19 protein-coding genes are annotated in these 22032 nt (G+C 38.2%); 18 read left to right on the top strand and 1 reads right to left on the bottom strand.

Annotated features, from left to right (window positions below; genetic code table 11):
- Nucleotides 1–92: 92 nt before the first annotated feature.
- The 17 genes from hemA (at nt 93) to HQN83_RS17210 (ending at nt 19511) form a co-directional block, all read left to right on the top strand.
- Nucleotides 93–1319: a glutamyl-tRNA reductase gene (gene hemA / locus HQN83_RS17290; RefSeq protein ID WP_173091680.1), complete on the top strand. Its 1227-nt coding sequence runs from the start codon at nt 93–95 to the stop codon at nt 1317–1319.
- Nucleotides 1320–1343: 24 nt separating this feature from the next.
- The gene (hemC, locus tag HQN83_RS17285) at nt 1344–2924 is read left to right on the top strand and encodes a hydroxymethylbilane synthase (RefSeq protein ID WP_173091678.1); all 1581 of its coding nucleotides are present in this window, start codon (nt 1344–1346) and stop codon (nt 2922–2924) included.
- An 8-nt stretch (nt 2925–2932) separates the two neighbouring features.
- The gene (gene hemB / locus HQN83_RS17280; RefSeq protein ID WP_173091676.1) at nt 2933–3901 is read left to right on the top strand and encodes a porphobilinogen synthase; all 969 of its coding nucleotides are present in this window, start codon (nt 2933–2935) and stop codon (nt 3899–3901) included.
- 1 nt (nt 3902) lies between these two features.
- Nucleotides 3903–5276: a glutamate-1-semialdehyde 2,1-aminomutase gene (gene hemL, locus HQN83_RS17275; RefSeq protein ID WP_108203294.1), complete on the top strand. Its 1374-nt coding sequence runs from the start codon at nt 3903–3905 to the stop codon at nt 5274–5276.
- Nucleotides 5277–5314: 38 nt separating this feature from the next.
- Entirely contained in the window at nt 5315–6181 is an 867-nt protein-coding gene (locus HQN83_RS17270; protein WP_108203295.1) for a sensor histidine kinase, read from the top strand.
- Nucleotides 6182–6183: 2 nt separating this feature from the next.
- The gene (locus HQN83_RS17265) at nt 6184–6888 is read left to right on the top strand and encodes a response regulator transcription factor (RefSeq protein WP_108203296.1); all 705 of its coding nucleotides are present in this window, start codon (nt 6184–6186) and stop codon (nt 6886–6888) included.
- Nucleotides 6888–7403, top strand: coding sequence for a hypothetical protein (locus HQN83_RS17260; RefSeq protein WP_173091674.1), 516 nt, complete (start codon nt 6888–6890; stop codon nt 7401–7403). Before HQN83_RS17265 ends, HQN83_RS17260 begins: the two co-directional genes overlap by 1 nt.
- A gap of 15 nt (nt 7404–7418) precedes the next feature.
- Entirely contained in the window at nt 7419–8441 is a 1023-nt protein-coding gene (hemE, locus tag HQN83_RS17255; protein WP_108203298.1) for a uroporphyrinogen decarboxylase, read from the top strand.
- 7 nt (nt 8442–8448) lie between these two features.
- On the top strand, nt 8449–8997 hold the full coding sequence (gene hemJ / locus HQN83_RS17250) for a protoporphyrinogen oxidase HemJ (RefSeq protein WP_173091672.1): 549 nt from the start codon (nt 8449–8451) through the stop codon (nt 8995–8997).
- A 79-nt stretch (nt 8998–9076) separates the two neighbouring features.
- Nucleotides 9077–9643 (top strand): RNA polymerase sigma factor, encoded by a 567-nt coding sequence (locus HQN83_RS17245; RefSeq protein ID WP_173091670.1) that lies wholly within the window; start codon nt 9077–9079, stop codon nt 9641–9643.
- On the top strand, nt 9633–10346 hold the full coding sequence (locus HQN83_RS17240; RefSeq protein WP_173091668.1) for a hypothetical protein: 714 nt from the start codon (nt 9633–9635) through the stop codon (nt 10344–10346). The genes HQN83_RS17245 and HQN83_RS17240 overlap by 11 nt, the downstream gene beginning before the upstream one ends.
- A gap of 29 nt (nt 10347–10375) precedes the next feature.
- On the top strand, nt 10376–11185 hold the full coding sequence (locus tag HQN83_RS17235) for an outer membrane beta-barrel protein (RefSeq protein WP_173091666.1): 810 nt from the start codon (nt 10376–10378) through the stop codon (nt 11183–11185).
- A gap of 451 nt (nt 11186–11636) precedes the next feature.
- A complete protein-coding gene (locus HQN83_RS17230) occupies nt 11637–12635 on the top strand; it encodes an ABC transporter ATP-binding protein (protein ID WP_173091664.1) in 999 nt (332 codons plus the stop codon).
- Between the two features lie 79 nt (nt 12636–12714).
- Nucleotides 12715–15555 carry a response regulator gene (locus HQN83_RS17225; protein ID WP_173091662.1) on the top strand — a complete coding sequence of 947 codons (2841 nt, stop codon included), beginning with the start codon at nt 12715–12717 and terminating at the stop codon, nt 15553–15555.
- 222 nt (nt 15556–15777) lie between these two features.
- Nucleotides 15778–16362: a hypothetical protein gene (locus HQN83_RS17220; RefSeq protein WP_173091660.1), complete on the top strand. Its 585-nt coding sequence runs from the start codon at nt 15778–15780 to the stop codon at nt 16360–16362.
- A 27-nt stretch (nt 16363–16389) separates the two neighbouring features.
- Nucleotides 16390–16623, top strand: coding sequence for a hypothetical protein (locus HQN83_RS17215; protein ID WP_173091658.1), 234 nt, complete (start codon nt 16390–16392; stop codon nt 16621–16623).
- Nucleotides 16624–16703: 80 nt separating this feature from the next.
- Nucleotides 16704–19511 carry a hypothetical protein gene (locus HQN83_RS17210; RefSeq protein ID WP_173091656.1) on the top strand — a complete coding sequence of 936 codons (2808 nt, stop codon included), beginning with the start codon at nt 16704–16706 and terminating at the stop codon, nt 19509–19511.
- 66 nt (nt 19512–19577) lie between these two features.
- Here HQN83_RS17210 and HQN83_RS17205 read toward each other — a convergent pair whose 3' ends face one another.
- Nucleotides 19578–20237 (bottom strand): hypothetical protein, encoded by a 660-nt coding sequence (locus HQN83_RS17205; protein ID WP_173091654.1) that lies wholly within the window; start codon nt 20235–20237, stop codon nt 19578–19580.
- A gap of 99 nt (nt 20238–20336) precedes the next feature.
- Between HQN83_RS17205 and HQN83_RS17200 the strand changes: the two genes are divergently transcribed.
- Complete coding sequence (locus tag HQN83_RS17200) at nt 20337–21482, top strand: S-methyl thiohydantoin desulfurase domain-containing protein (protein WP_173091651.1); 1146 nt, start codon at nt 20337–20339, stop codon at nt 21480–21482.
- Nucleotides 21483–22032 lie beyond the last annotated feature (550 nt).

The following is a 22032-nucleotide window of genomic DNA, read 5'->3' as shown; positions in this document are numbered from 1 at the left end:
TTTCTAAATAACTCTTAATTACAGCATAATGACAGTGGAACAAGGTGGTCTTATTACTTTTGTTTCGCTAAAAATAAACAGGATAATAGATTTTGGAATATTTAAAGATCATTGCTTTTACGCATAAACAGATTGACCTCAAATCTTTAGGTAAATTGGTGATATGTGAGCATACGCTCGATGACAGATTGAAAAACATTCAATCTGTGCTAGGTGTTAAAGAAATATTCTATGTTGGAACGTGCAATCGTGTTGAATTCGTATTCACTGCTGCAGAAAAAGTTGACAAAGATTTTATTCGTCATTTTCTTACCGTACTAGATATGGGATTGCCTGATCAATATATGGATCAGTTTATAGAAAATGTTTCTGTTTATGAAGAGGGTGAGGCGTTTAATCATTTACTTCGTACATCATGTTCTTTAGAAAGTCTGGTTGTTGGAGAAAAGGAAATCCTTGCTCAGATTCGTAAGGCTTATGAGGCATGTAGAGTTGCCGGATTTACGGGCGACTATATGCGGATGATTATGAATCGTGTGGTAAAAACAGCTAAAGAGGTTTATACACATACCAACATCTCCAAGAATCCCGTCTCCATAGTATCTCTTGCCTATCGTAAACTTCGTGATCTAAAAATGTGTGGCAATGTAAAATTGCTCATCATAGGAGCCGGAGAAACCAACAAAAACATAGCTCAATACCTTAAAAAACACAAATACTCTAATTTTTCTGTGTTTAACAGAACTTTAGAACATGCAGAAGTTCTGGCCAAAGATTTAAATGGCACCGCATATCCACTTTCAGAACTGGAAAATTACGATCAGGGATTTGATGTAATTATTACCTGTACCGGCGCTACAGAACCTATCATTACTGAAGCCATCTATAAGAAATTATTAAATGGTGATACCGGTAAAAAGGTAATTGTAGATCTTGCCATCCCTAATGACACTGCTCCCGAAGTGGTGAAAAACTTCCCAATACATTTCATAGAGGTAGAATCTTTAAAAGAAGTTGCCCGCAAAAATATACAAGAACGCTATGATGAACTGGTTAACGCAGAACACATCATCGAACAGAACATCAAAGATTTTGAACTGGTATTGCGCCAGCGCGAAATTGAGATCGCTATGAGTTGCGTTCCTCAGAAAATCAAGGAAATTAAGCATACTGCTATCAATGGTATCTTTGCCGAAGAAATCAATAACCTGGATGAAAACTCCAGAATGGTGCTAGAACGCGTGATGAATTATATGGAAAAGAAATACATCAGTGTACCAATGGTTATGGCTAAAGAGATATTGGTTAAGAATAGCTAGATTTGCCAAAAAATTAGCATCAACGTGAAAAGACTTACTATCGGTACAAGAGGCAGCGACCTGGCTTTATGGCAAGCCAACTTCATTAAAGATAAACTTGCTGGAATTGGCGTTGAAGCAGATTTAAAAATCATCAAAACGCAAGGTGACAAGATTTTAAATCTAAGATTAGATAAACTTGAAGGTAAAGGTTTCTTTACTAAAGAGCTTGAAGAAGAGCTTTTAGGTGGAACCATCGACATAGCTGTACACTCTCATAAAGACTTACCTACCGTACATCCGGCAGGATTAACAATTGCTGCGGTTACAGAACGTGAAGATCCGGCAGAGCTTCTTTTAATTTTAAAAGACTGTGTGGATGTTACTCAAAACCTATCGCTTAAAACAGGTGCAATGGTGGGTACTTCATCTAACAGACGTAAAGCTCAGATATTAGCATTACGCCCTGATTTGAATATTGAAGATTTAAGGGGTAACGTACCTACCCGAATCCAAAAATTAAGAGACGAAGATTACGATGCGATTCTGCTGGCTAAAGCTGGTGTGAACCGTTTAAATATAGACCTTTCGGAGTTCCATGTAGAGGTAATAGATACTACAGAAATGGTTCCGGCACCTGCACAAGGCGCTTTGGCTATTCAGATCAGAGAAAACGATACTGAACTATTTGACCTGCTTCAAAAAATACATGATCCGGCAACTGCAGAAGAAATTGCAATTGAGCGTAAGGTATTAAACCTATTTGAAGGCGGTTGTCATATGCCATTAGGTTGTTACTGCAAAAAAGAGGATGGATTATATGAGGTTTGGACTTCTAAAGCTGAAACCGACGAAGATTTTCCTGATCGCTTATTTTACAGAGTAGAAAGCCTTGATGGTTTAGCTGAAAAAATTGTCAGCAGATTTTCTCCAGATAGAAAATTCCCGGCATCGGTGTTTATTTCAAGAGAGGTTGGAGAGCATAATTATTTTAGAAAAGCTTTAAAGAAACACAATATAGAGATTGATGCAAGATCATTGATCCGCACTTTCCCTGTTGTAACTGTATTAGATCAATATCATTTCAGACATGTAAACTGGATTTTCTTTAGTAGCAGAAACGCGGTAGATTATTTCTTTAATCTAAAACCGGTACTGCCTAAACACGTTAAATTTGGCGTTGCAGGAAGAGGTTCTGAAGATTCACTAAGGAAGTTTGGCTATTTAGCTGATTATGTTGGTGAAGGTGGAGACATTGATGAGGTTGCTGAACTTTTTGCTAAAGAAGTAGCTGGAACAACAGTTTTATTCCCTAGAGCACAAGATTCTTTATTAAGCATCCAGAAAGCTTTAACTCCAGATACAAAAGTTGTTGACTTACCTATTTATGAAACTGTATTTGAAGACGATATAGATAGGACTAATGCTGATGTTCTGATTTTTACCAGTCCATCTAATGTTGAAGCTTATTTTGTAGATAATTTATTAGAACCGGAACAACAAATTATTGCTATTGGTAATTCTACAGCTAAGAAATTTGATGAAATGGGCCTAAAATATACCTTACCTTACTCGCCAGATGAGATCGGATTGGCAGAGGCAGTGTTTGGAATAGAAATAAAATAGAGAGAGATATGTTACACCGTCCACGTAGATTAAGGAAAAACCCTGTAGTTAGGGAAATGGTAGCTGAAACAAGGCTGTCGAAAGATATGTTCATTTACCCATACTTTGTTGTACCGGGAAAAAATGTTGTACATGCTTTAGATGCAATGCCGGGTATCAGCCATTTCTCTGAAGATACATTGATTAAAGATGTTGAAAAGGGCCTTAAATTAGGTGTAAACAAAATAATGCTGTTTGGTGTAGGAGATGAGAAAAGTGAGGATGCACATTCTGCATATCATGATCATTCATTAGTGCCTTCGGCTGTTCGGTTACTTAAGAAAAATTTTGGTGATGATTTATATATCGTTACTGATGTTTGCGTTTGTTCTTATACAACACATGGACATTGTGGTATATTAGAAAATGATTACGTACAAAATGATGCAACTGTTGAGGTAATTGCCAAAATGGGACTTACCCATGCTCAGGCAGGTGCTGATATGCTTGCGCCATCTGATATGATGGATGGTAGGGTTGGAGCAATGCGAAGTGTACTTGATGGTGCAGGTTTTGTAAATACGGCAATCATGTCGCATGCTACAAAATTTGCTTCTGCATATTATGGCCCTTTCAGAGAGGCTGCTGATTGTGCACCAAGCAAAGGAGATAGGAAAGCCTATCAAATGGATTTCAGAAATGGTAACGAGGCTTTAAGAGAAGCGTTGCTTGATGAAAGTGAGGGAGCAGATGTATTGATGGTTAAGCCTGCTTTGGCGTATCTTGATGTAATACATAACCTAAAACAGCATACCGATGTGCCAATAGCATGCTATAATGTATCAGGAGAGTACTCTATGGTAAAAGCAGCGGCAGAGAAGGGCTGGATAGATGAACAAAAAGTAGTGATGGAGACCATGCATGCATTTGCACGCGCAGGAGCAAGCATTATAACAACTTACCATATAAGAGATATTGTAGAAAAGAATTGGATGTAATATGTTAGAATCTTTAAAAAAAATGTTTTCGGGAAATGAAGGTGATATGCCTGTAAATACAGGAAGTAAACCGGATATTTCCAGAGAGAAATCGGCAGAACTGTACGAGAAGGCTAAAAACTATTTCCCTGGGGGTGTAAACTCTCCTGTTAGAGCCTTTAAATCTGTTTACGGAACACCATTGTTTATTCAAAAAGGCGATGGATGCTTTGTATGGGATGCTGATGGAAATCAATTTATAGATTTTTGCGGAAGCTGGGGTCCATTAATTCTAGGGCATAACAATGCTAAAGTTCGTGAGAAGGTTACAGAAGTAATGCAAAACGGGATGAGCTTTGGCGCTCCTACAGCATTAGAAAATGAACTTGCCGAACTGATTATTAAGAACAATAAACTTGTAGAAAAAATACGTTTTACCAGCTCTGGTACCGAAGCAGTAATGTCGGCTATCAGATTGGCGCGTGGATATACAAGTCGTGATAAGATCATCAAATTTGAAGGTTGCTATCACGGGCATAGCGATTCGTTATTGGTAAAAGCAGGTTCAGGTCTGGTTACTTTTGGCGAAACTTCCTCCGCAGGTGTTCCTAAATCATTTGCACAGGAAACCATTGTAATTCCTTTGAATGATACCGAAGCTTTGAAAAAAGCATTCGAACAATTTAAAGATGAAGTTGCTGCGGTAATTATTGAAGGTATTCCTGCTAATAATGGATTACTAATGCAGGATGCTGAATACATTCAGTTTTTACAGAATATCTGTAAAGAGAATAAAGCATTACTGATATTCGATGAGGTAATCACTGGTTTCAGATTAGGATTTGAAGGTGCTGCAGGACATTATGGCATAAAGCCTGACATAGTTACCTATGGTAAAATTATAGGTGGTGGTTTGCCTGTTGGAATGTATGGTGCATCAGCCGAAATCATGTCTCATATCTCTCCAGATGGAGGTGTTTATCAGGCGGGTACATTATCTGGAAATCCGGTTGCTATGGCTGCAGGTATTGCTCAGTTAACCGAGTTATTGCGTTCTGGTTTCTATAAAGATTTAAACAATAAAGCTTCTGAGTTTGCAGAAAGCATCCAGCGTTTCGCAACTGCAAGGAACTACAAATTAAAAGTATTCCATGTAGGTTCTATTTTCTGGTTGGCTTTTACAGATAAAGATAAAATTCAATGTGCTGAGGATATTGATCCGGCAAGCATGGAGAAATTTAAAATAATGCACAGAGAGCTATTAAACAGAGGTATTTACCTAGGCCCATCGGGTTATGAAGTAGGCTTTGTGTCTGCTGCGCATACTAAAATAGAGCTTGAAAAAGCAAAGAGAGCAATATTTGATAGTCTCGATGTTGTTTTCAGGAATAAGTAAATTTTGGGTATATTTATAGTAAATAACTAGTAACTGTCTTGAAAAAATCAATCGTTATATTTTACTTCCTGCTATTGTACTCTTTAGTGCAATTGATTTCTTGGGGCACGCTTGTAGTTAAACTACAGCCGTCCAGAATGGCTATGGTAATGGGTGAGGGATCGGTATTTCTATTCTTATTGTGTATTGGCGCGTATTTTTTGCACCAATCCATTAAAAAGGAAGACAGACTTAGAGAGCAGCAACAAAACTTTTTGCTTTCGGTAACACATGAGTTAAAATCGCCTTTGGCGGCTATAAAATTATCTATACAAACTATCGTTAAACGTGATCTGGATAAAGCCAGACAAACTTCTTTGCTGAATAATTCATTAAAGGATATTGAGCGTTTAGATGATTTGGTTGAAAATATGCTGCTGGCTACCAAGATCGAAAACAGGTCTTATTCATTCCCTAAAGAGGAATTTGACCTTTCGGAAATGGTTACAAGAATCACTGATAGATTACAAATCCATTCATGTGGTTGTGAACAGCTAATAAATCCAAAAATACAACCGGGAGTTAAAGTAGTAGGCGATCAGTTTGCACTGTCGTCTGTGGTAACGAACCTGGTTGAAAATGCAGTTAAATATTCTGGACCTTGTGCAGAGGTTGGTGTGGAATTGACAAATAAAGATGGGCATCCTTTTTTAAGGGTAACTGACAAAGGGCCAGGTATCCCTGACGCTGAAAAGATGCTTATTTTTGATAAATTCTATCGTGTTGGTGATGAGAATGTCAGAAAATCGAAAGGAACAGGTTTAGGCCTGTTTATTGTTAAGGAAGTTCTACAAAGCCATGACGCTGACATCAGCGTTAAAGATAACGCACCGCAGGGTGCAATTTTTGAAATAACATTTAGTTGATTATGCCACAGAAATTAAGAATATTACTGGTTGAGGATGAAGACCACTTATTAGATGCAATAAAATTGAACCTTGAACTTGAAGGTTATAAAGTTCATGCGGTAAAAGATGGTAAAACGGCTTTAAAGGTTTTTAAAGAAGAACGTTTTAACCTGATCATTTTAGACGTAATGCTTCCGGAAATGGATGGTTTCCAGGTTTGTGAAACAATTCGTTTAGAAAACACTGAGGTTCCTATTCTTTTCCTAACGGCTAAAAATACAAGCGAAGACCGCGTTATGGGTCTGAAGAAAGGTGCTGACGATTATTTGGTTAAACCATTTAATTTGGAAGAACTGATCTTAAGAGTTGGTATTTTGGTTAAACGCAGCATGAAAGCTGATGATTTGAAAGAACTTAATTCTTACAAAATCGGTGATAAAACGATCTATTTTAACTCTTTTGAATTGAAACAGGATGATGGTGTTATTGTTCCTTTAACCAAAAAGGAAACCATGCTGTTGAAATTATTGATTGAGCGTAAAAACGAAGCGGTGTCACGTGAGCAGATTTTAGAAACAGTTTGGAACTACGATGTTTATCCATCAACACGTACTATCGATAACTTTATATTAACCTTCCGTAAGTATTTTGAGCCAGATCAGAAAAACCCGGTTTATTTTCACTCTATCAGAGGCGTAGGTTATAAATTTACTGATATTCATTAATGTATAATACCAAAGGCAGGTATGCACTGATGGCAATTTTTATTATTGCCGCTTTAGCATGCCTTTTTTATGAGCAATATCAGCTGGCCGCATTAGGTGGTCTTTTCTTCGCTTTTGTACTTTGGAGTCATTTTAAGCACAGTTCTGTGCTACTTGCCTCTAAGTATTTTAAGAATGGAGAATATGAAAAAGCAGAACGCATTTTGGCAGAAGTACCAAATCCGGATAGACTAGCGAGAAACCGCAGGGGATATTACGAGTTTATGCGTGCTAATATTGCCTTAAAGAAAGAAGAGTATGATGTTGCAGAACATCATTTTCAGATAGCAAGTCGTTTCCCGCTTGGTGGAAAAAATGATAAAGCTTTTGTATTGATCCATCTGGCTAATCTTGCACTTAGAAAGAAAGATGGAGAGCGGAGCAGGGCCTATATTGCGAAAGCAAAAGAATTGGCTACTACCCCAAAAGCAATAGATATAATTAACAAGATTGAGATAGAAGCGAACAGCTTATAAACAAATTAGAATTACATGAACACGTTATTTTTAGATGCAGCATTTTCAAAGCAAACAGAACGCCCACCGGTATGGATGATGCGTCAGGCTGGTCGTTTTATGCCTGAATACTGGGAGATCAAAAACAAGTACTCCTTCCTTGAAATGTGCAAAACACCTGAAATTGCTGCTGATGTAACCATGTTACCGGTTGATTTACTTGGTATCGATGCTGCTATTTTATTCTCGGATATTTTAGTAACTGGCGAAGCAATGGGCGGAGATTTAAGCTTTACCCAAGGCGTTGGACCAAAGTTCGCTAATCCTGTGCGTACATTAAAAGATGTAGATGCATTAGAGGTTGATGTTTTAGATCGTTTGCAATATGTAGCGGATGCCATCAAAGTAATACAACAACGTTTAAACGGAAGCATTCCTTTAATTGGTTTTGCTGGTGCTCCATTTACAGTTATGAGCTACCTTGTTGAAGGTGGTTCATCAAAAGACTTTAAAACAACCAAATTGTTGATTCACAATCAACCAGAGGTTGCACACAAACTATTGGCTAAAATAGCGAAAGTTACTGCCGATTATTTGAACCTTCAAATTGCTGCTGGCGTTAATGCTATTCAAATTTTTGATAGCTGGGCTCAGGCTTTATCCTGGAACGATTATCAAGAGTTTTCTCATCGTTATATCCAGGAGATCATTGCTAACTTAAACAGAAAAGACATTCCTGTAATTTCATTCTGTAAAGGTAGTTCTGTATTTGCACCTATTATGGCTGAAGCAAAGCCAGATGTTATTTCTGTAGATTGGAATGCTGATTTGTTAAATATCAAGAAAAGCTTACCAGCAGGTATTGCTGTTCAAGGTAACCTTGATCCACATATCTTATATGCTGATAAAACGGTTATTAAAAGAGAAATCCATCGTTTGTTCGAGCGCATGCGCGGAGAGAACGGATTTATATGTAACCTTGGTCATGGTATTATGCCGGATATTCCATTCGACAATGTAAAATATGCAATTGAAGTAATCAAAGACTTTAAATACTAATATAAAGATGGCGAGTTACTATTACTACATTCTGTCGGTTCACATCATTTTTGTTGTAAGCTGGATGGCAGGCTTGTTCTATAGTGTCCGTTTATTTATTTATCATACTGAAGCCGAAGACAGGCCCGAAATTGAGCGTAACATCCTGAAAAAGGAATACGAAAAGATTGAGGCTAAACTTTGGAATATCATCACTACACCTGCAATGGTACTTACTGTACTTGCAGGTGTAGGAATGGTTTGCATACGACCTGATTTGTTGCAAGCCTCCTGGTTTCATGTAAAACTAGGCTTTGTAGTAGCCCTGCTGATTTATCATTTTATTTGCCAGAATATCATGAAGCAGCTAAAACATGGCAAATGCAAAATAAGCTCATTTAACCTTAGGTTATGGAATGAGGTAGCAACAATCCTACTTGTGGCTATTGTGTTCACCGTAGTGCTAAAAAGTGCTGTTGATTGGGTTTACGGCCTTGTTGGGCTTATTATTTTCTCTGTAGTAATTATGCTTGGTGTAAAGTGGTACAAACATTACCGCAAAAAGCACGACTGCTAAATTTCCTCCCTTTATTTTTTTTTAAATTGCGTGCAACCTTTTATATAGTTGTCTCATCTACTATATACCAAACACACAAATGAAATTGACGCAATATAGTATAAACGAATTATTAGAAGGATGCAAAGCAGGCAACCGGAAGATGCAGGAAGCCCTGTATAGGCAAACTGCGTCTAAAATGCTGGTAGTTTGTATGCGTTATGCGAAAGATAGGATGGAGGCAGAAGACGTATTGCAAATGGGATATATTAAAGTTTTCCAGAAAGTAAATGAATACCGTGGGGACGGAGCATTTGAAGGATGGATTAGGAGAGTAATGGTAAACACTGCAATTGAAAGCTATCGTAAAAATTTAAGATCTCTAAATGTTGTTCCTATTGAAGATGCTTATGATCAACCATCTACCGGTTTTGATTTTAGCAGGTTAGGGATGCAGGATTTATTAAAATTGATACAAAAGCTGGCCGACGGTTACAGAGTGGTGTTTAACATGTATATCATAGAAGGATATTCTCATAAAGAAATTGCCGAAACATTGGGGATTTCTGAGGGAGCAAGTAAATCGCAATTGTCGAGAGCAAGAGCGATATTAAAAGACGAAATAATAAAAATGGAGGGCATAAATTATGCAACACATGCAGGATAAAGAGTTTGATCAGTTGTTTAGGAATAGGTTTGATGGGGCGGAAATGCAACCTTCTGCAAACTTGTGGGACAGTATATCGGAAGAATTGTCGCCAAAGCCTAAACGTAGTTTACCGGTTTACTGGATGGCAGCAGCAGTAGCTGTAATTGCCGTAACAGTTGGCCTGTTGATGCCAAAACAAGAAAAAATCAGATTGCAGGCAGTAGCCGCGGTAAATAAGGGGGTTGCGTCAGATAGTTCTCTTGTGGTTACTAAAGCTCCATCGCAATTAAGTGATGTAAGCTCAGCTGTAGCAGATAAAGTAGAAAGCACGCCATTAATTATTGCTCCTCGTGTAAAATTAAGCCGCAGAGAAAAAGAATTGGCCGCTTTGCAACCAAATACAACAACCGATCGTCCTGTTTATAAGCAACCGGAAGTTGTTAAGGAATTAGCGAAAGTTCAACCAAAAGAAGAGGCACCTAAAGAGGAAGTAGTATTGGCAAAAGTAGATCTACCTGTAGAAAATTCCAATGTTATTACTGAAACTGAACCGGAGGGAAATAAAGGGATTAGAAATGTAGGCGACCTGGTGAATTACGTAGTAAACAAAGTAGATAAGAGAGAAAAGAAGCTTATACAATTTGATACCAATGATGACAATTCATCTTTAGTATCCATCAACATAGGGTTCATCAAGTTTAATAAGAAGTCAGACAAATAGAATTAGCAAACACACAAACTACACATATAATGAAACGTCTATTATTAACAGCACTTATTGTAAGCGGACTTACCGGTGCTATAGCTCAAAATGCAAGCGCACAACAAGACACTACTACTACCAAAGAACGTAAAATGAAAAAGTTCGATATGGATCTTGGTGTTGGTATCAGTATTGGTAAAAAGGATTCTACAGGAAAAACCAATACGTCGAAGGGTCGTTTTATTGGCGGAATAACAATAACAAGAGTTGATCTGGGGTTTTCAAGACTAATAGATAACGGAAGCTTTACTTTGTCTCCGGAAAACGACTTTCTGGATTACAGAGGTGGTAAAACAAGTACTTTCTCTTTTGATATATTACAATTGGGTTACCGTTTCAACTCTAATTTTAAAATCTATGTGGCAGGTGGTTTCGACTGGACACACATCAGATTAAATAAAGATATTACCATTCAGAAAAACCAAAACAAGCTTACTTATATTCAGGAAGATATACATTTCTCTAAAAACCGTTTCTCTAGCAGCTATGTGCACATACCTTTAAACTTTGAATTGCGCACTAAAGAGAATGAACATGGCAACCGCTTTTACTTTGTATTCGGACCAGAGGTTGGCTTCCTTTTAAATGGAAAAGTTAAACAGATCAGCGACGAAAGAGGTAAGGTGAAAGTTAGCGATGATTATAACTTCCAGTCGTTCCGCTATGGTGGTACATTGAGGTTAGGTTATGGCTCATTCGGAGTGTTCGCAAAATATTCTGCTAGCGATATGTTTGCTAGTGAGCCTCAAAAAGGATTAAAGAATATGTCATTCGGCCTTACAGTTGGCTTAAATTAAAACACACAACACACAAATAAAACCAATCCCGTGGTAAATTACTGCGGGATTTTTTTGTTTAATGACCGCCACTTTATTATAGTTTACGCACGTTATTCTGAGAGTCTAGGATTGGAAAAAATACAAAATAGTGGTAATGACATTTGTTTAAGCGATCGTTATCCTGAATTTATTTTAGGACCCCGCAAGAGAAATGAAGCCTCGCTAGTGCGAGATACCGCTCTTCAGCGGCATGACGACCGCTATATACAACGAACAGAATAACCTCTTTGTCATTGGTAATTCGTCATGCCGCGAAGGCCGGTATCAGAATCACTCAAGAGAAAGAAAGCCTTACTTGTGCGAGATTCTGAAATAAATTCAGAATGACGATGTTACTCAGAATAACCATGGTAGTTTTTTGGACAGCCTTTTTGTTTAATGACCGCCACTTTTATATTATCTTTGAACTGTGGAAGAACAGATCATTACCGTAAAAAACCTGACCAAGCAATATCAGACTGAACAAGCTTCGGGAGTTAAAGAAATTAGCTTTGATATTAAAAGAGGAAACATTGTAGCCATTATTGGAGAGAGTGGAAGCGGAAAATCGACATTATTAAAATGCATTTATGGTTTGCTAAAGGTGGATAGTGGCGAGGTACTTTTTGAGGGTAAAAGAATTCTTGGTCCTGATGAACAGCTGATTCCTGGCCATAAGCAAATGAAAATGGTCACTCAGGATTTCTCTCTTAATATCTACGCCAAGGTATATGATAATATTGCTTCCATGCTGTCTAACACGAACGTACAATCGAAGCAATCCAAAACTATGGATATGATGGAGCATTTGCACATCATGCATCTTAAAGACAAGAAAATTACCGAGTTGAGTGGGGGAGAGCAACAGCGTGTAGCCATAGCGAAAGCGCTGGTAAGTGATACCTCCGTTTTACTGTTAGATGAGCCTTTTAGTCAGGTTGATGCGTTGTTGAAAAACCAGCTACGCGCTGATATTAAGCGAATCGCTGCTGATACAGGTGTTACTGTTATCATGGTTTCTCATGATCCTGCGGATGGTTTGTTCCTATCGGATGAGTTACTAATTCTGAAAGATGGTAAGCTTTTACAGAAAGGAAAGCCAGCAGATATTTATCACCATCCTGATCATATTTATACCGCCCAAATATTAGGTAATGCTGTTGTTTTAAGTGCAGAGGATGCTTTGAAATTAGGTATTAACGCCACCAAAGACAACGTTGTATTTTATCCTGAATGGGTAGATTTAAAAAGTTCGTGGAACAGCAGACGTTTTGAGGTTAAAGATGTTTATTACAAAGGCTTCTACGAAGAGTTGTTATTGGAAAGAAATGGTGTGAAAATCAGAGCAATTCAATTGAACAGAGGAGAGCATAAAAAAAATGACCATGTTCAAGCGAACATTGATCATTTTTTAGAATACGCTATCTAAAGTGGCATAATTTTGTTTCTTTCGTTGATGTTAATTTTTATAGTTTTATGAAGTTTAAATAATACTTATCGATTTTTATATGAAGCGAATTAGCGGTTTATTGTTCCTTGCTTTTATTCTTCTTATAAATTCAGTAAGTGCTCAAGACTCTGCTTTATGTGAAAAGGGTGTTGTTAATTTAAAGTCATACCGCCTGCAACAAGATCCTCCCGTAAAATTATCAGGTGAATGGCTTTTTCTCTGGAAGAAGCTTGTAGGTGAGCAAGAATTGAAGGAGGTAGGCAAATACACAGAAGTTCCGGGAAATTGGACATCGTATAATTCTGACGCTAGTTTTTTTAACAAGGGATTTGGTTATGCCACTTACGGGCTTACAATATTGTTGCCAAAGGCTGGTCAAAACTTGGCGCTTTTGTTGCCGCCATTACCCTCCGCCTACAGGTTGTTTGTAGATGGTGAACCCGTAGCGGCGATGGGGAAGGTAGACACCGGTTCTAATATGATTCCGAAAAGTGTTTCAAAAGTAGTTTACTTTACTGCAAAATCAGATAAAGCTTTTTTGCTCCTTCAATTATCCAATTATCATTTTTCATCAAGCGGAATGTGGTCGCCAATAACCCTTGGTAGCCCGGAGCAGATGAATGATATCAGGGATAAATCTTTTATTGCAGATGCCTTTTTAGTGGGAAGTTTATTGATAATGGGACTTTATCACCTTGCTATATTTGCAATGCGACGAAAGGAAAAAGCAGCACTGTTTTTTGCCATATTATGCCTGGCCCTTGCATTGAGAGCCTGCTTTTCGATGACACCGCTTCTGTTTTATTTTATGCCTGAATTTAGTTATTCACTTGGGCTCAAAATTCTGTACACTCTTTTTCCAATCTGTTTATTGGGCTTTGTTTACTTTTTAACTTCTACAGAACTTGTGCGCTTCCCTCTTTTTATGAAACGCATGTTTCTGGTTGTTGGATTAGGATATACGGGGTTGGTATGGCTCAGCCCAAATCCAATATATGGCAATTTGCTGATCGTTGTGATCATCATGGCGGTGTGTATGGGGTGCTTTACAGTTTATTTTCTTATCAAACATCTGCGAGAAAATCCTCTGGATAATGCTCTGCTCTTATTGGGTATTTTAGCTTGTTTTATTGGTCTGCTTAATGATTCATTGTATGAGGCTAAGCTAATCAATACTGGCTTCCTGTTGCCCTTTGCTTTTTTGATTTTGCTCTTGCTTCAGGCAATTGTTCTTTCACTTCGTTTTACGGGGGCATTATCTGGGTCCGAGCGCTTAGCTACAGAACTGGCTACATCCAACGTCGCTTATGAACAAATGGTACTTGGCCGTCGTGAAGCAGAAGAACAGATAGAAATTGAATCACTTAAGTCTAAGTTCTTTTCTAACATCACTCATGAATTTAAAACACCTCTATCACTTATAACGGCTCCTACAGAATATCTCCTTAGGGTTAGTACTGATAGTAAAGAGAAAAATCTGCTAAACACGGTTTACAGAAATGCGAGTCATTTGCTTCGTCTGGTGAACCAGATGATGGACCTATCTAAGTCGAATGCTGGTAAAATGACGAAAACCGAAATGGTAGGAGATATCAAAGAATTTAGTCATGAATTACTGCTTTCGTTTCAGCCACTTGCTTCCAGTAAGAACATTAAACTAAAATTTGTTGAGGAAGATGTACCTGATAATTATTGCTTATTTGATGGCGATAAGCTAGAGAAAATTCTAAATAACCTCTTGTCAAATGCCATTAAATTTACTTCGGATGGTGGAAATGTAATACTAAAGGTGAATTTTAAGCAACTTGATCGAAAAAACTGTTTTCAACTTACCTTATTGGATTCTGGTATAGGGATGTCTGATGAAACGCAGGCTAATTTATTTAAACCTTTTTATCAGGATTCAGAGACATCTTTTCTCAATCCAAATGGAACGGGACTAGGACTCTCCTACACAAAGGAGCTAGTTACCCTACTTAATGGGACCATACAAGTAGAAAGTAAGCAAGGTATAGGCTCTTCATTTACCATCATACTTCCGGTTGAATTGATTGAGGAATCAGAATCTGAAAATAGATCAGATATCTCTGAAACTAGTACTTTGCTGACCGTAACCGAAGATGAGAGGCCCAGCGACCTTCCTGCAATATTGATAATTGACGACCATTCCGGTCTGGCAGAATACATCGCCAATTTTTTTAGACCATACTACGAAGTAAATACCTGCGCCGATGGCGAACAAGCCTGGAGCATTATCCAACAAGATCTGCCCGATATTGTCATATCCGATATTATGTTGCCGGGAAAAGATGGGTATGAAATAGCGGGTTTAATACGGAATTCCCCGTTAACAAGCCATATAGGGATTATTCTGCTTTCGGCTAAATCAACTATAGATAGTAGGTTGAAAGGTTTAGATATGGGGGCTAATGATTACTTAACGAAGCCTTTCTTGCTTTCCGAACTTAAATTTAGGGTCGACAACCAAATTAAATATCAACGTACACTTCAGGAATACTATCATAAGCATGTATTTGCTGCAAATGAATTTAAGACGGAAGATATTACCCATCCATTCCTTGTTAAACTGTATGGGATCCTGGATCAATACCTGGATCATTCCGATTTTTCTATCGCCGATCTGGCTGATAAATTAGCGATGAGCTCGAGAACGTTAAATCGTAAATTAAATAGCCTCACAAAAATGGCGTCGAGCGAACTGATTCGCAATTATCGTTTAAAAAAAGCGGCAACTTTTTTAACTACCGGATTCTCTGTTTCTGAAGCAGCGTACATGTCAGGCTTTGAAAACGTGTCGTATTTCGGTCAGTGCTTCAAGGAGCAATATCGGATCACACCTTCAGAATTTATTAAACAAACGCGAACAGTAAATTATTAGGCTTTCAAAGTCTGTCCGTTTTTTAAGAAGAAATGTCCAAATATTGAGGCCATATGTGCTTTACGTGCATAATTGTCCAATATAATTGAATCATTGTCCAATATCTGACAGCCATTTTTTCATCTTCTCCACAACTTTGGTATACAGCAAATGAGCTTCTGAAATAGCATGATAGCTATATAAACAGAAGCTTGATTAATTAACAATTTAATCCTTATAGTTATGGGACAAGGTGCCACACTCAAAATTTACAACGCGACACCAATTCAAATGTCGTTGACCAACAAACATCAATACCAGATGAATGATTGGAATCCTCCTGCATCAATTAACGCTAACAGTGCTTCAAGCTACTATGTAGAATATGCGCAGCCATTTTTTAGCACCAATGATCCCGGCGATGACGGGGCAGATGCACATTACAATTTAGGCAGTACGAGCCAGACCCTTTGGTTTATGGCCCGTGCAGAGGATGTGCCTTTTGGAAATAGTTATACAACAAATTTTTGGTTACAGTTTCAAAGTACGTGGGATACGTCAATTACGAATCCAACATCTCAGCCATATTATATGTTTTGGGCAACAGGTAGTACAACCTGGCAGCTGCTGAACAATAATGTTATGAAAATAGGGGATGCTGTTGGAGATGATCCAACACTCGAATTTAAAATTGTACAGATCGATCAGTATTGTACCAGCGAGCAGCAAATTATTTCTATTGGATCGGATTTAATGAACGGTCAGCAAAGCTCGCAACAGTTTCAAGATTTTGTTTCATCAGTTAACAGCCAGATAAGTAACTGGTAATTTTTTCACCCTTTAAATTAAAATATCATGCCACTTGTTCAACCACATCACAATTTAGAAATTCCAGAGGGACATCAAAGTATTGAAGTGACCGTCGTGGAAAATCAAAACCAGATAGGCGCATTTAGAATCACTTTTCAAAATGGAGCCTCACAACAAACCACATTAAGCCCGGCTCAGGTCAAAAGAGTGAAGCTGTTCGGTGAGTCTGTAATATTTAATAACATAGAGGACACAGTGTTAAATGTGAGGTTTATGTAATACATACAGTTAAAATTGAATCGGCCGTCCTGGAGAGTAAAATCCTGACGGCCGATAGTTAATTGCTAAAAAATTCAAATATGATTAAGCATCACACAAACTCTAAGATATTAAGACACAAAGCGGGTTTGGTCGGTAAAACCACCAACCTGGATAAAATACTAAAGGATGATCCCACAGCAGATCCGTTAATGGGTAATTATACACTTGTAAAAGTTGATGGCATAATGACCGCATTTCAAGGGGTTAACAACCAGGTAAGTTTGGTAGCACTTAGCACCTCGCTAATCAATACACAAAATGGCTCGGAGGTTGAAATACAACAGGAGATTGAGGTATCAACGGGTAATCCTGGTACAGAAAAGAAAGTAGCGCTTTGTGCAGCCGACCTGGATGGAGATGGGAAGGAAGAAGTTGCTATGGTTTATACAGAAAATGATCAGCAATTATTTTTAACAATTGCTAACTACACTGAGGAACCTGGAGGAGCAATAACGGCCTCGATATCAATTTCATTGGGGGCGTGCATGAATTCAAATGTATGGATTGGTTATACGCAACCAGAAACTATAGCAAACTTAGTGGTAGCCTGGGTTAATATGGATGGAAACATTCAATTCTGGTCGAGCACTTTTTCAGCAGATTTGAATCCGATTTCGCCAGTTAGTTATACCGGGCCAAAGCTTGCAGGAAATTATATTTTTGACATTGCAACTGGTGTATTTACAGGAACGGTTAACGATGAATTTGCAATTTTCTATGAACGGGAGATGGATGCTGAAGGAAAAAATCTGTCCCTAGATGTCTATACATTCGATAACAATCAATTAGCACTTCAATCTTCTGCCTCTGTGGGCTGTATAAATGGAGAAATCTCTTGTCTCAATATTGCTGCAGGTGCATTCCTTTCTGCTACTATTCAAGATGGAATTGCGTTGGCTTGGAACAATAGTACCAACTCGACTATGCTTCAAACCTGGCAGTTTCAGTCGTCACCTGCACCTATCTTACAGCAAGTGTGGCAGTCTCAGCAATCCTCTAATTTTGGCTTCATCCGAATAGCAGTAGGAGATTTAAATAACAATGGCATCGAGGAATTGGTGGTTGGAACAGTTCAAAATAATGAAAGTACTAAGGGCTATCTGGTCTTACAAGTATTTAGCTTTGCCAATACGCTGGAACCAACTCTTGTATCTACAGGGTATATGTATGGCGATTCGAGCTACAGTTTCATTTCCCTAGATTTCAAATTGAAAATTGCTTATTTAGAAAACTCGACCGGAATCGGAATTGTTATTGCAGCAATCGGTACGGACTATTCGCTATGGACGCAACAAGGCTATGCACGTACTAGTATAGCTGTTGTTCAGGTAGATGTTGATCTCAATTTACCTGTTGTTTATCATACCACACCAACCCAAATACCGGGCGTATTTTCCCAGAATTTAGCTTATGATAGCAATAAGGGATTTAATATGAATATGGGGCTTTGTTTGGGGGATTATAGTGGGAAAAGTATCCGAGTAGGTCCACCTAAACCATTCACACTAGATCAAGTCAATTCAATTATTGCCGTAGTAAACGTTGTACCATTATTAAAAGACTTCGAAGATGCTGGATCTTCAGTGCAAACTAGTTTTGATAAATCTCAAAGCAATGAAACTTCGCTTGCTTTACATACAAACCGAACTTATACCACTTCAGATTCCCTAAGCGCAAATTTTGGCCTGGATATGCTGGGGAGTCTTAACCAATCCATGACTAACACTTATGGACAGGATTTTGGTAAGTCAACTGAAAAACTTGAGGATATAACTACCAGCATCAATGTATTAACACAAAAAGACGATATTATCATTCTAAATGTGAATGTTTACAATACCTGGGAATATCCGGTAATAGACCAGACAGGTAAAAAGGGATGCCTTTTAGTTATTTTTCCGCAATCAACAGGCGACTTGAAGATATGCCAGGGTCTTGATTTGGATTCACAGTATAAGCCGTCTCATTTCCTGCAAGATGTACTGTCTTACTCCGCTCTTGGACCACAAGATTACAATCCCTCGGACGGTAGTTTCTGTAATATGTTAATGGAAGTTGCGGGACTGCAAGTTAGTGTAGATGCTAACTGGACCAATGAAACATCTTCTTCTGTTCAAACAACTTATACTCAAGATTTAAACATCGGAACCAATCAATCGCTTAACATTGCTCCTGATTTTCTACAAGGGTTTAGTCTTGGTCTGGATCACAACTTTGATGATGATTATTCGAAAAGTAAAACTTCTACTCATGATATTGAGTTTACTGAGTCGACTAACATCAATATGACCTATATGCCGGCAGATTCCATCGATCTTGAGAAAACCTACACCGTTCAGCCATTTGTATATTGGAGTAAAACAGGACATTATTTAAAGGTAGATTACGCCGTTACCATTCCAAATAGTAGTTTATGGTATGCAAAGCAGTTCAGTAATCCTGATCCGTGCTTTTATCTTCCCTGGGGTCAAACTGATTCATTTAAGCAATTTAGCAGGGATATTGATTTTGCCGAAAATCTACTAAATACATCTTTGACAGATGTTTTTGTTACTGTTCATAATGATACTTATGCTGCAACAAATCAACTGCCAGTTGCCATTTACAATGGGAATCCAGCAGCTGGTGGCGTCCTTATCAAACAAATACAGCTAAATCCAATAGGTCCGAGAAGCTCAGCCGTAGGTGTTTTCGAAGCCGTAAGTTTGCCTTTAACAGGCAGTATAACTAACTATTCGATTTATGCAGTTATCGATCCAGCTAGCAATCTTCCTAAAACGAAGGGAGTAGCTAAGATTGCGTTTGGATGTTATCCTACTAATTATATTTCTTCTTCAGAGATTTGATGTTATAACTATTGTGGTTTTGCTTTTTGGCAGAATCACAATAACATCAAAACACAATTGCAAATATTATAATGGCGGGTAAAAGAAACGTTCGTTTCCGAAATAAGCACGTTGACGCAAACGAACTGTCCCCTCATCAGAAAAGTCTTTAGGTGCGTAAGCATTAATTGGATATTTAGTTCCCAATATGGCCATTTCCATGAATGTATATGCTAAGAGCTCACTACAGAAAAAGGCATCGGTAGGAGCGGCTATGCCTCGGTAACGCCCGTCGAAAAAACGACTAGCCATTTCTTCATCAGTAGGAAATCCAGCTTGATTAACGGTTGGCATCAATTGTTGTAATGCAGGTCCTATTACTGTTTCTTTTGGTAAGTAAAGGGGTTTGAATGCAAATTTCACGTCTTCAAAATCTTTGGCCGTTGTGCTAAGACGTTGTTCAAAATCAACTAGCATAGGGCCTGGTTTTGCCTGTCCTGTGATGACGTCGGGTAAATTAGTCAAAGAATTTGCTTCCCAAAGAAGTAATTCAGGAGCTTTACCTGCAAGTCCGATGTCTTCTGCCCTCACAATCATCGCAACATGAGAAAAGGGCGACCACTGAACTGCTTCAATAGCAATACTGAATTCGTAGCGGCCATGGACTAATAAAACGTCACCCGTTTGAAAATCATCTTTTATTTCCTGATAAGGCAGGTACCAATTGTTATCTACAAGTACGTACATGATTAGTCATATTCAAATTTGTGAAAAAGCAAGACATTTATCGAAAAATGTATAATTTGTAAGAAACTAATTTAGTGAAATTAATTATTATCTACGACTATGGAAATAAGTAGCGAAAAACTTCATCACATCATTGAAGGAGCGGCATTATTGGGAAGCGGAGGTGGCGGCAATAAAGCTGCGGCATATGCTTTACTTAAATATATCGTAGAAACAGCGCCTTCAGGAAAAGTGCAATTGTTGAGTGCACTTGACCATTCTTTTGAATCCTCTGCAATGGGGTGTGTGATTGCCGATATTGGTGCAAATTCCGCTCAAGAAGAAAAACAGTATGAGGCAATTGCTACAGCATTTAATGAATTGTCGCTACAAATGCAACGAACAATTGGAGCCTCTTTAGCTTTCGTTTTACCTATAGAAACGGGACCGGAGAATTGCATGGTGCCGTTTGTTGTAGCGGCGCATTATGGTGTACCGGTATTGGATATTGATGGTGCCGGACGCGCAGTACCAGTTTTACCACTTGCTACATTTAGTGAATTACCACCCTGTCCGGCTGTAATAGCGAATGATAAGGGTGATTTTCTTTTGTTGCAAATTGATAAGGTAGCCGACTTAGATAGTATGCTTCGTCCTATAACCGGATTGGCATTATTTGGAAATTCAGGAAGTTTGGCTTTATGGCCGTCGCGGATAGATTCGTTATTAAAATATGCAGTGAGGAATTCGTTGAGCTATGCTATGGCTTGTGGAGAAATAATTGATTGCCTCCAAAAAGGAATTCAAATTGGCGCTGGATGTTTGAGTTTTGTGAATGAAAGAAAAGCTTGTCTACTTGGTCAGGGTATAGTACAAAGTATCCAAAATAAAGAAGAGGGGGCATTTGATTATTCGCAGGTAGTAATCCATGATGTGCTAAGCGACACAACAATTAGTGTATTGGTACAAAATGAGAGTCTTATATTGTACAATTCCAACCAACCAGGGCCAATGTTAACGGCTCCTGCAAGCATTGGGTATCTCAAAACAGATGGCTCAGCCATTACCAATGCTGAAATAAAGCAAGGAGATGAGGTATTTTTACTGGCTATTGATGCCCATGAAGCTTTAAAGCAACCTGGACGTTTGCTTCTATTTAAAGAACAATTACAAGAGTTTGCATATTTTGGTGAGTTAAAGTATCAGTTGTCAGTAGAAGAGGGTTTGGCTGATCTATTGGTTCGCCTAATTCATACTCCGGTTTAAAATATGCTTAATCCGTTCAGCAATAGCGACTTAATGGAGTGTTTTTTTGTGTGATAATATATTTTTCTTATATTTATTTTAGCAACGTAAATGAATGTCAGTTAGTTGAAAAATGAACTGAATTCGTAGCGTTCTTTCGATGTACTGGTTTGGTTTCAGGTCCTAAAAGGATTTAATTTTCGGCCTAAAATATAGTCGTCTTTTACACCACCTTTAAACTGACCTTGTTCGGACCTCGTTCGACCACAGCCGAACAAAGGGCGAACCAGATAGGTAGCAAAGTCGAAGGAGAGATAGAACCCAAAAAGCAGCAAATTCCTTCAGTTTATAGATCTTAAAAAATAGGCGCATAAAAAAGAGCCTGTATCATAAATCGTGATACGGGCTCTTTTGCGTCTACCCGTATTCCTATAGTCTTGATTATTAACGATTTAAGTTGTTTTTTTTCGTTTTAAATTTGATTTAACTTATTGATTTTCATACATTTATGATGTAAATCAGTAGTAGATATGGCCAACAAGAAACCCGTTTTTAAGCCCTATTATCAACA

Source organism: Pedobacter foliorum, assembly GCF_013266735.1.
GTDB classification, from domain to species: Bacteria; Bacteroidota; Bacteroidia; order Sphingobacteriales; family Sphingobacteriaceae; genus Pedobacter; species Pedobacter foliorum.
The sequence above is the reverse complement of the archived record's forward strand: the minus strand, read 5'-3'. Positions and strand labels throughout refer to the sequence as shown.

Bases quoted from the DNA above. Each gene is read 5' to 3' on its own strand.
- HQN83_RS17245 (WP_173091670.1), top strand. From the start codon at position 9,077: ATGAAATTGACGCAATATAGTATAAACGAATTATTAGAAGGATGCAAA.
- hemJ (WP_173091672.1), top strand. From the start codon at position 8,449: ATGGCGAGTTACTATTACTACATTCTGTCGGTTCACATCATTTTTGTT.
- hemB (WP_173091676.1), top strand. From the start codon at position 2,933: ATGTTACACCGTCCACGTAGATTAAGGAAAAACCCTGTAGTTAGGGAA.
- HQN83_RS17240 (WP_173091668.1), top strand. From the start codon at position 9,633: ATGCAGGATAAAGAGTTTGATCAGTTGTTTAGGAATAGGTTTGATGGG.
- HQN83_RS17210 (WP_173091656.1), top strand. From the start codon at position 16,704: ATGATTAAGCATCACACAAACTCTAAGATATTAAGACACAAAGCGGGT.
- HQN83_RS17205 (WP_173091654.1), bottom strand. From the start codon at position 20,237: ATGTACGTACTTGTAGATAACAATTGGTACCTGCCTTATCAGGAAATA.
- HQN83_RS17200 (WP_173091651.1), top strand. From the start codon at position 20,337: ATGGAAATAAGTAGCGAAAAACTTCATCACATCATTGAAGGAGCGGCA.
- HQN83_RS17260 (WP_173091674.1), top strand. From the start codon at position 6,888: ATGTATAATACCAAAGGCAGGTATGCACTGATGGCAATTTTTATTATT.
- HQN83_RS17235 (WP_173091666.1), top strand. From the start codon at position 10,376: ATGAAACGTCTATTATTAACAGCACTTATTGTAAGCGGACTTACCGGT.
- hemL (WP_108203294.1), top strand. From the start codon at position 3,903: ATGTTAGAATCTTTAAAAAAAATGTTTTCGGGAAATGAAGGTGATATG.
- hemE (WP_108203298.1), top strand. From the start codon at position 7,419: ATGAACACGTTATTTTTAGATGCAGCATTTTCAAAGCAAACAGAACGC.
- HQN83_RS17220 (WP_173091660.1), top strand. From the start codon at position 15,778: ATGGGACAAGGTGCCACACTCAAAATTTACAACGCGACACCAATTCAA.
- HQN83_RS17265 (WP_108203296.1), top strand. From the start codon at position 6,184: ATGCCACAGAAATTAAGAATATTACTGGTTGAGGATGAAGACCACTTA.
- HQN83_RS17215 (WP_173091658.1), top strand. From the start codon at position 16,390: ATGCCACTTGTTCAACCACATCACAATTTAGAAATTCCAGAGGGACAT.
- HQN83_RS17225 (WP_173091662.1), top strand. From the start codon at position 12,715: ATGAAGCGAATTAGCGGTTTATTGTTCCTTGCTTTTATTCTTCTTATA.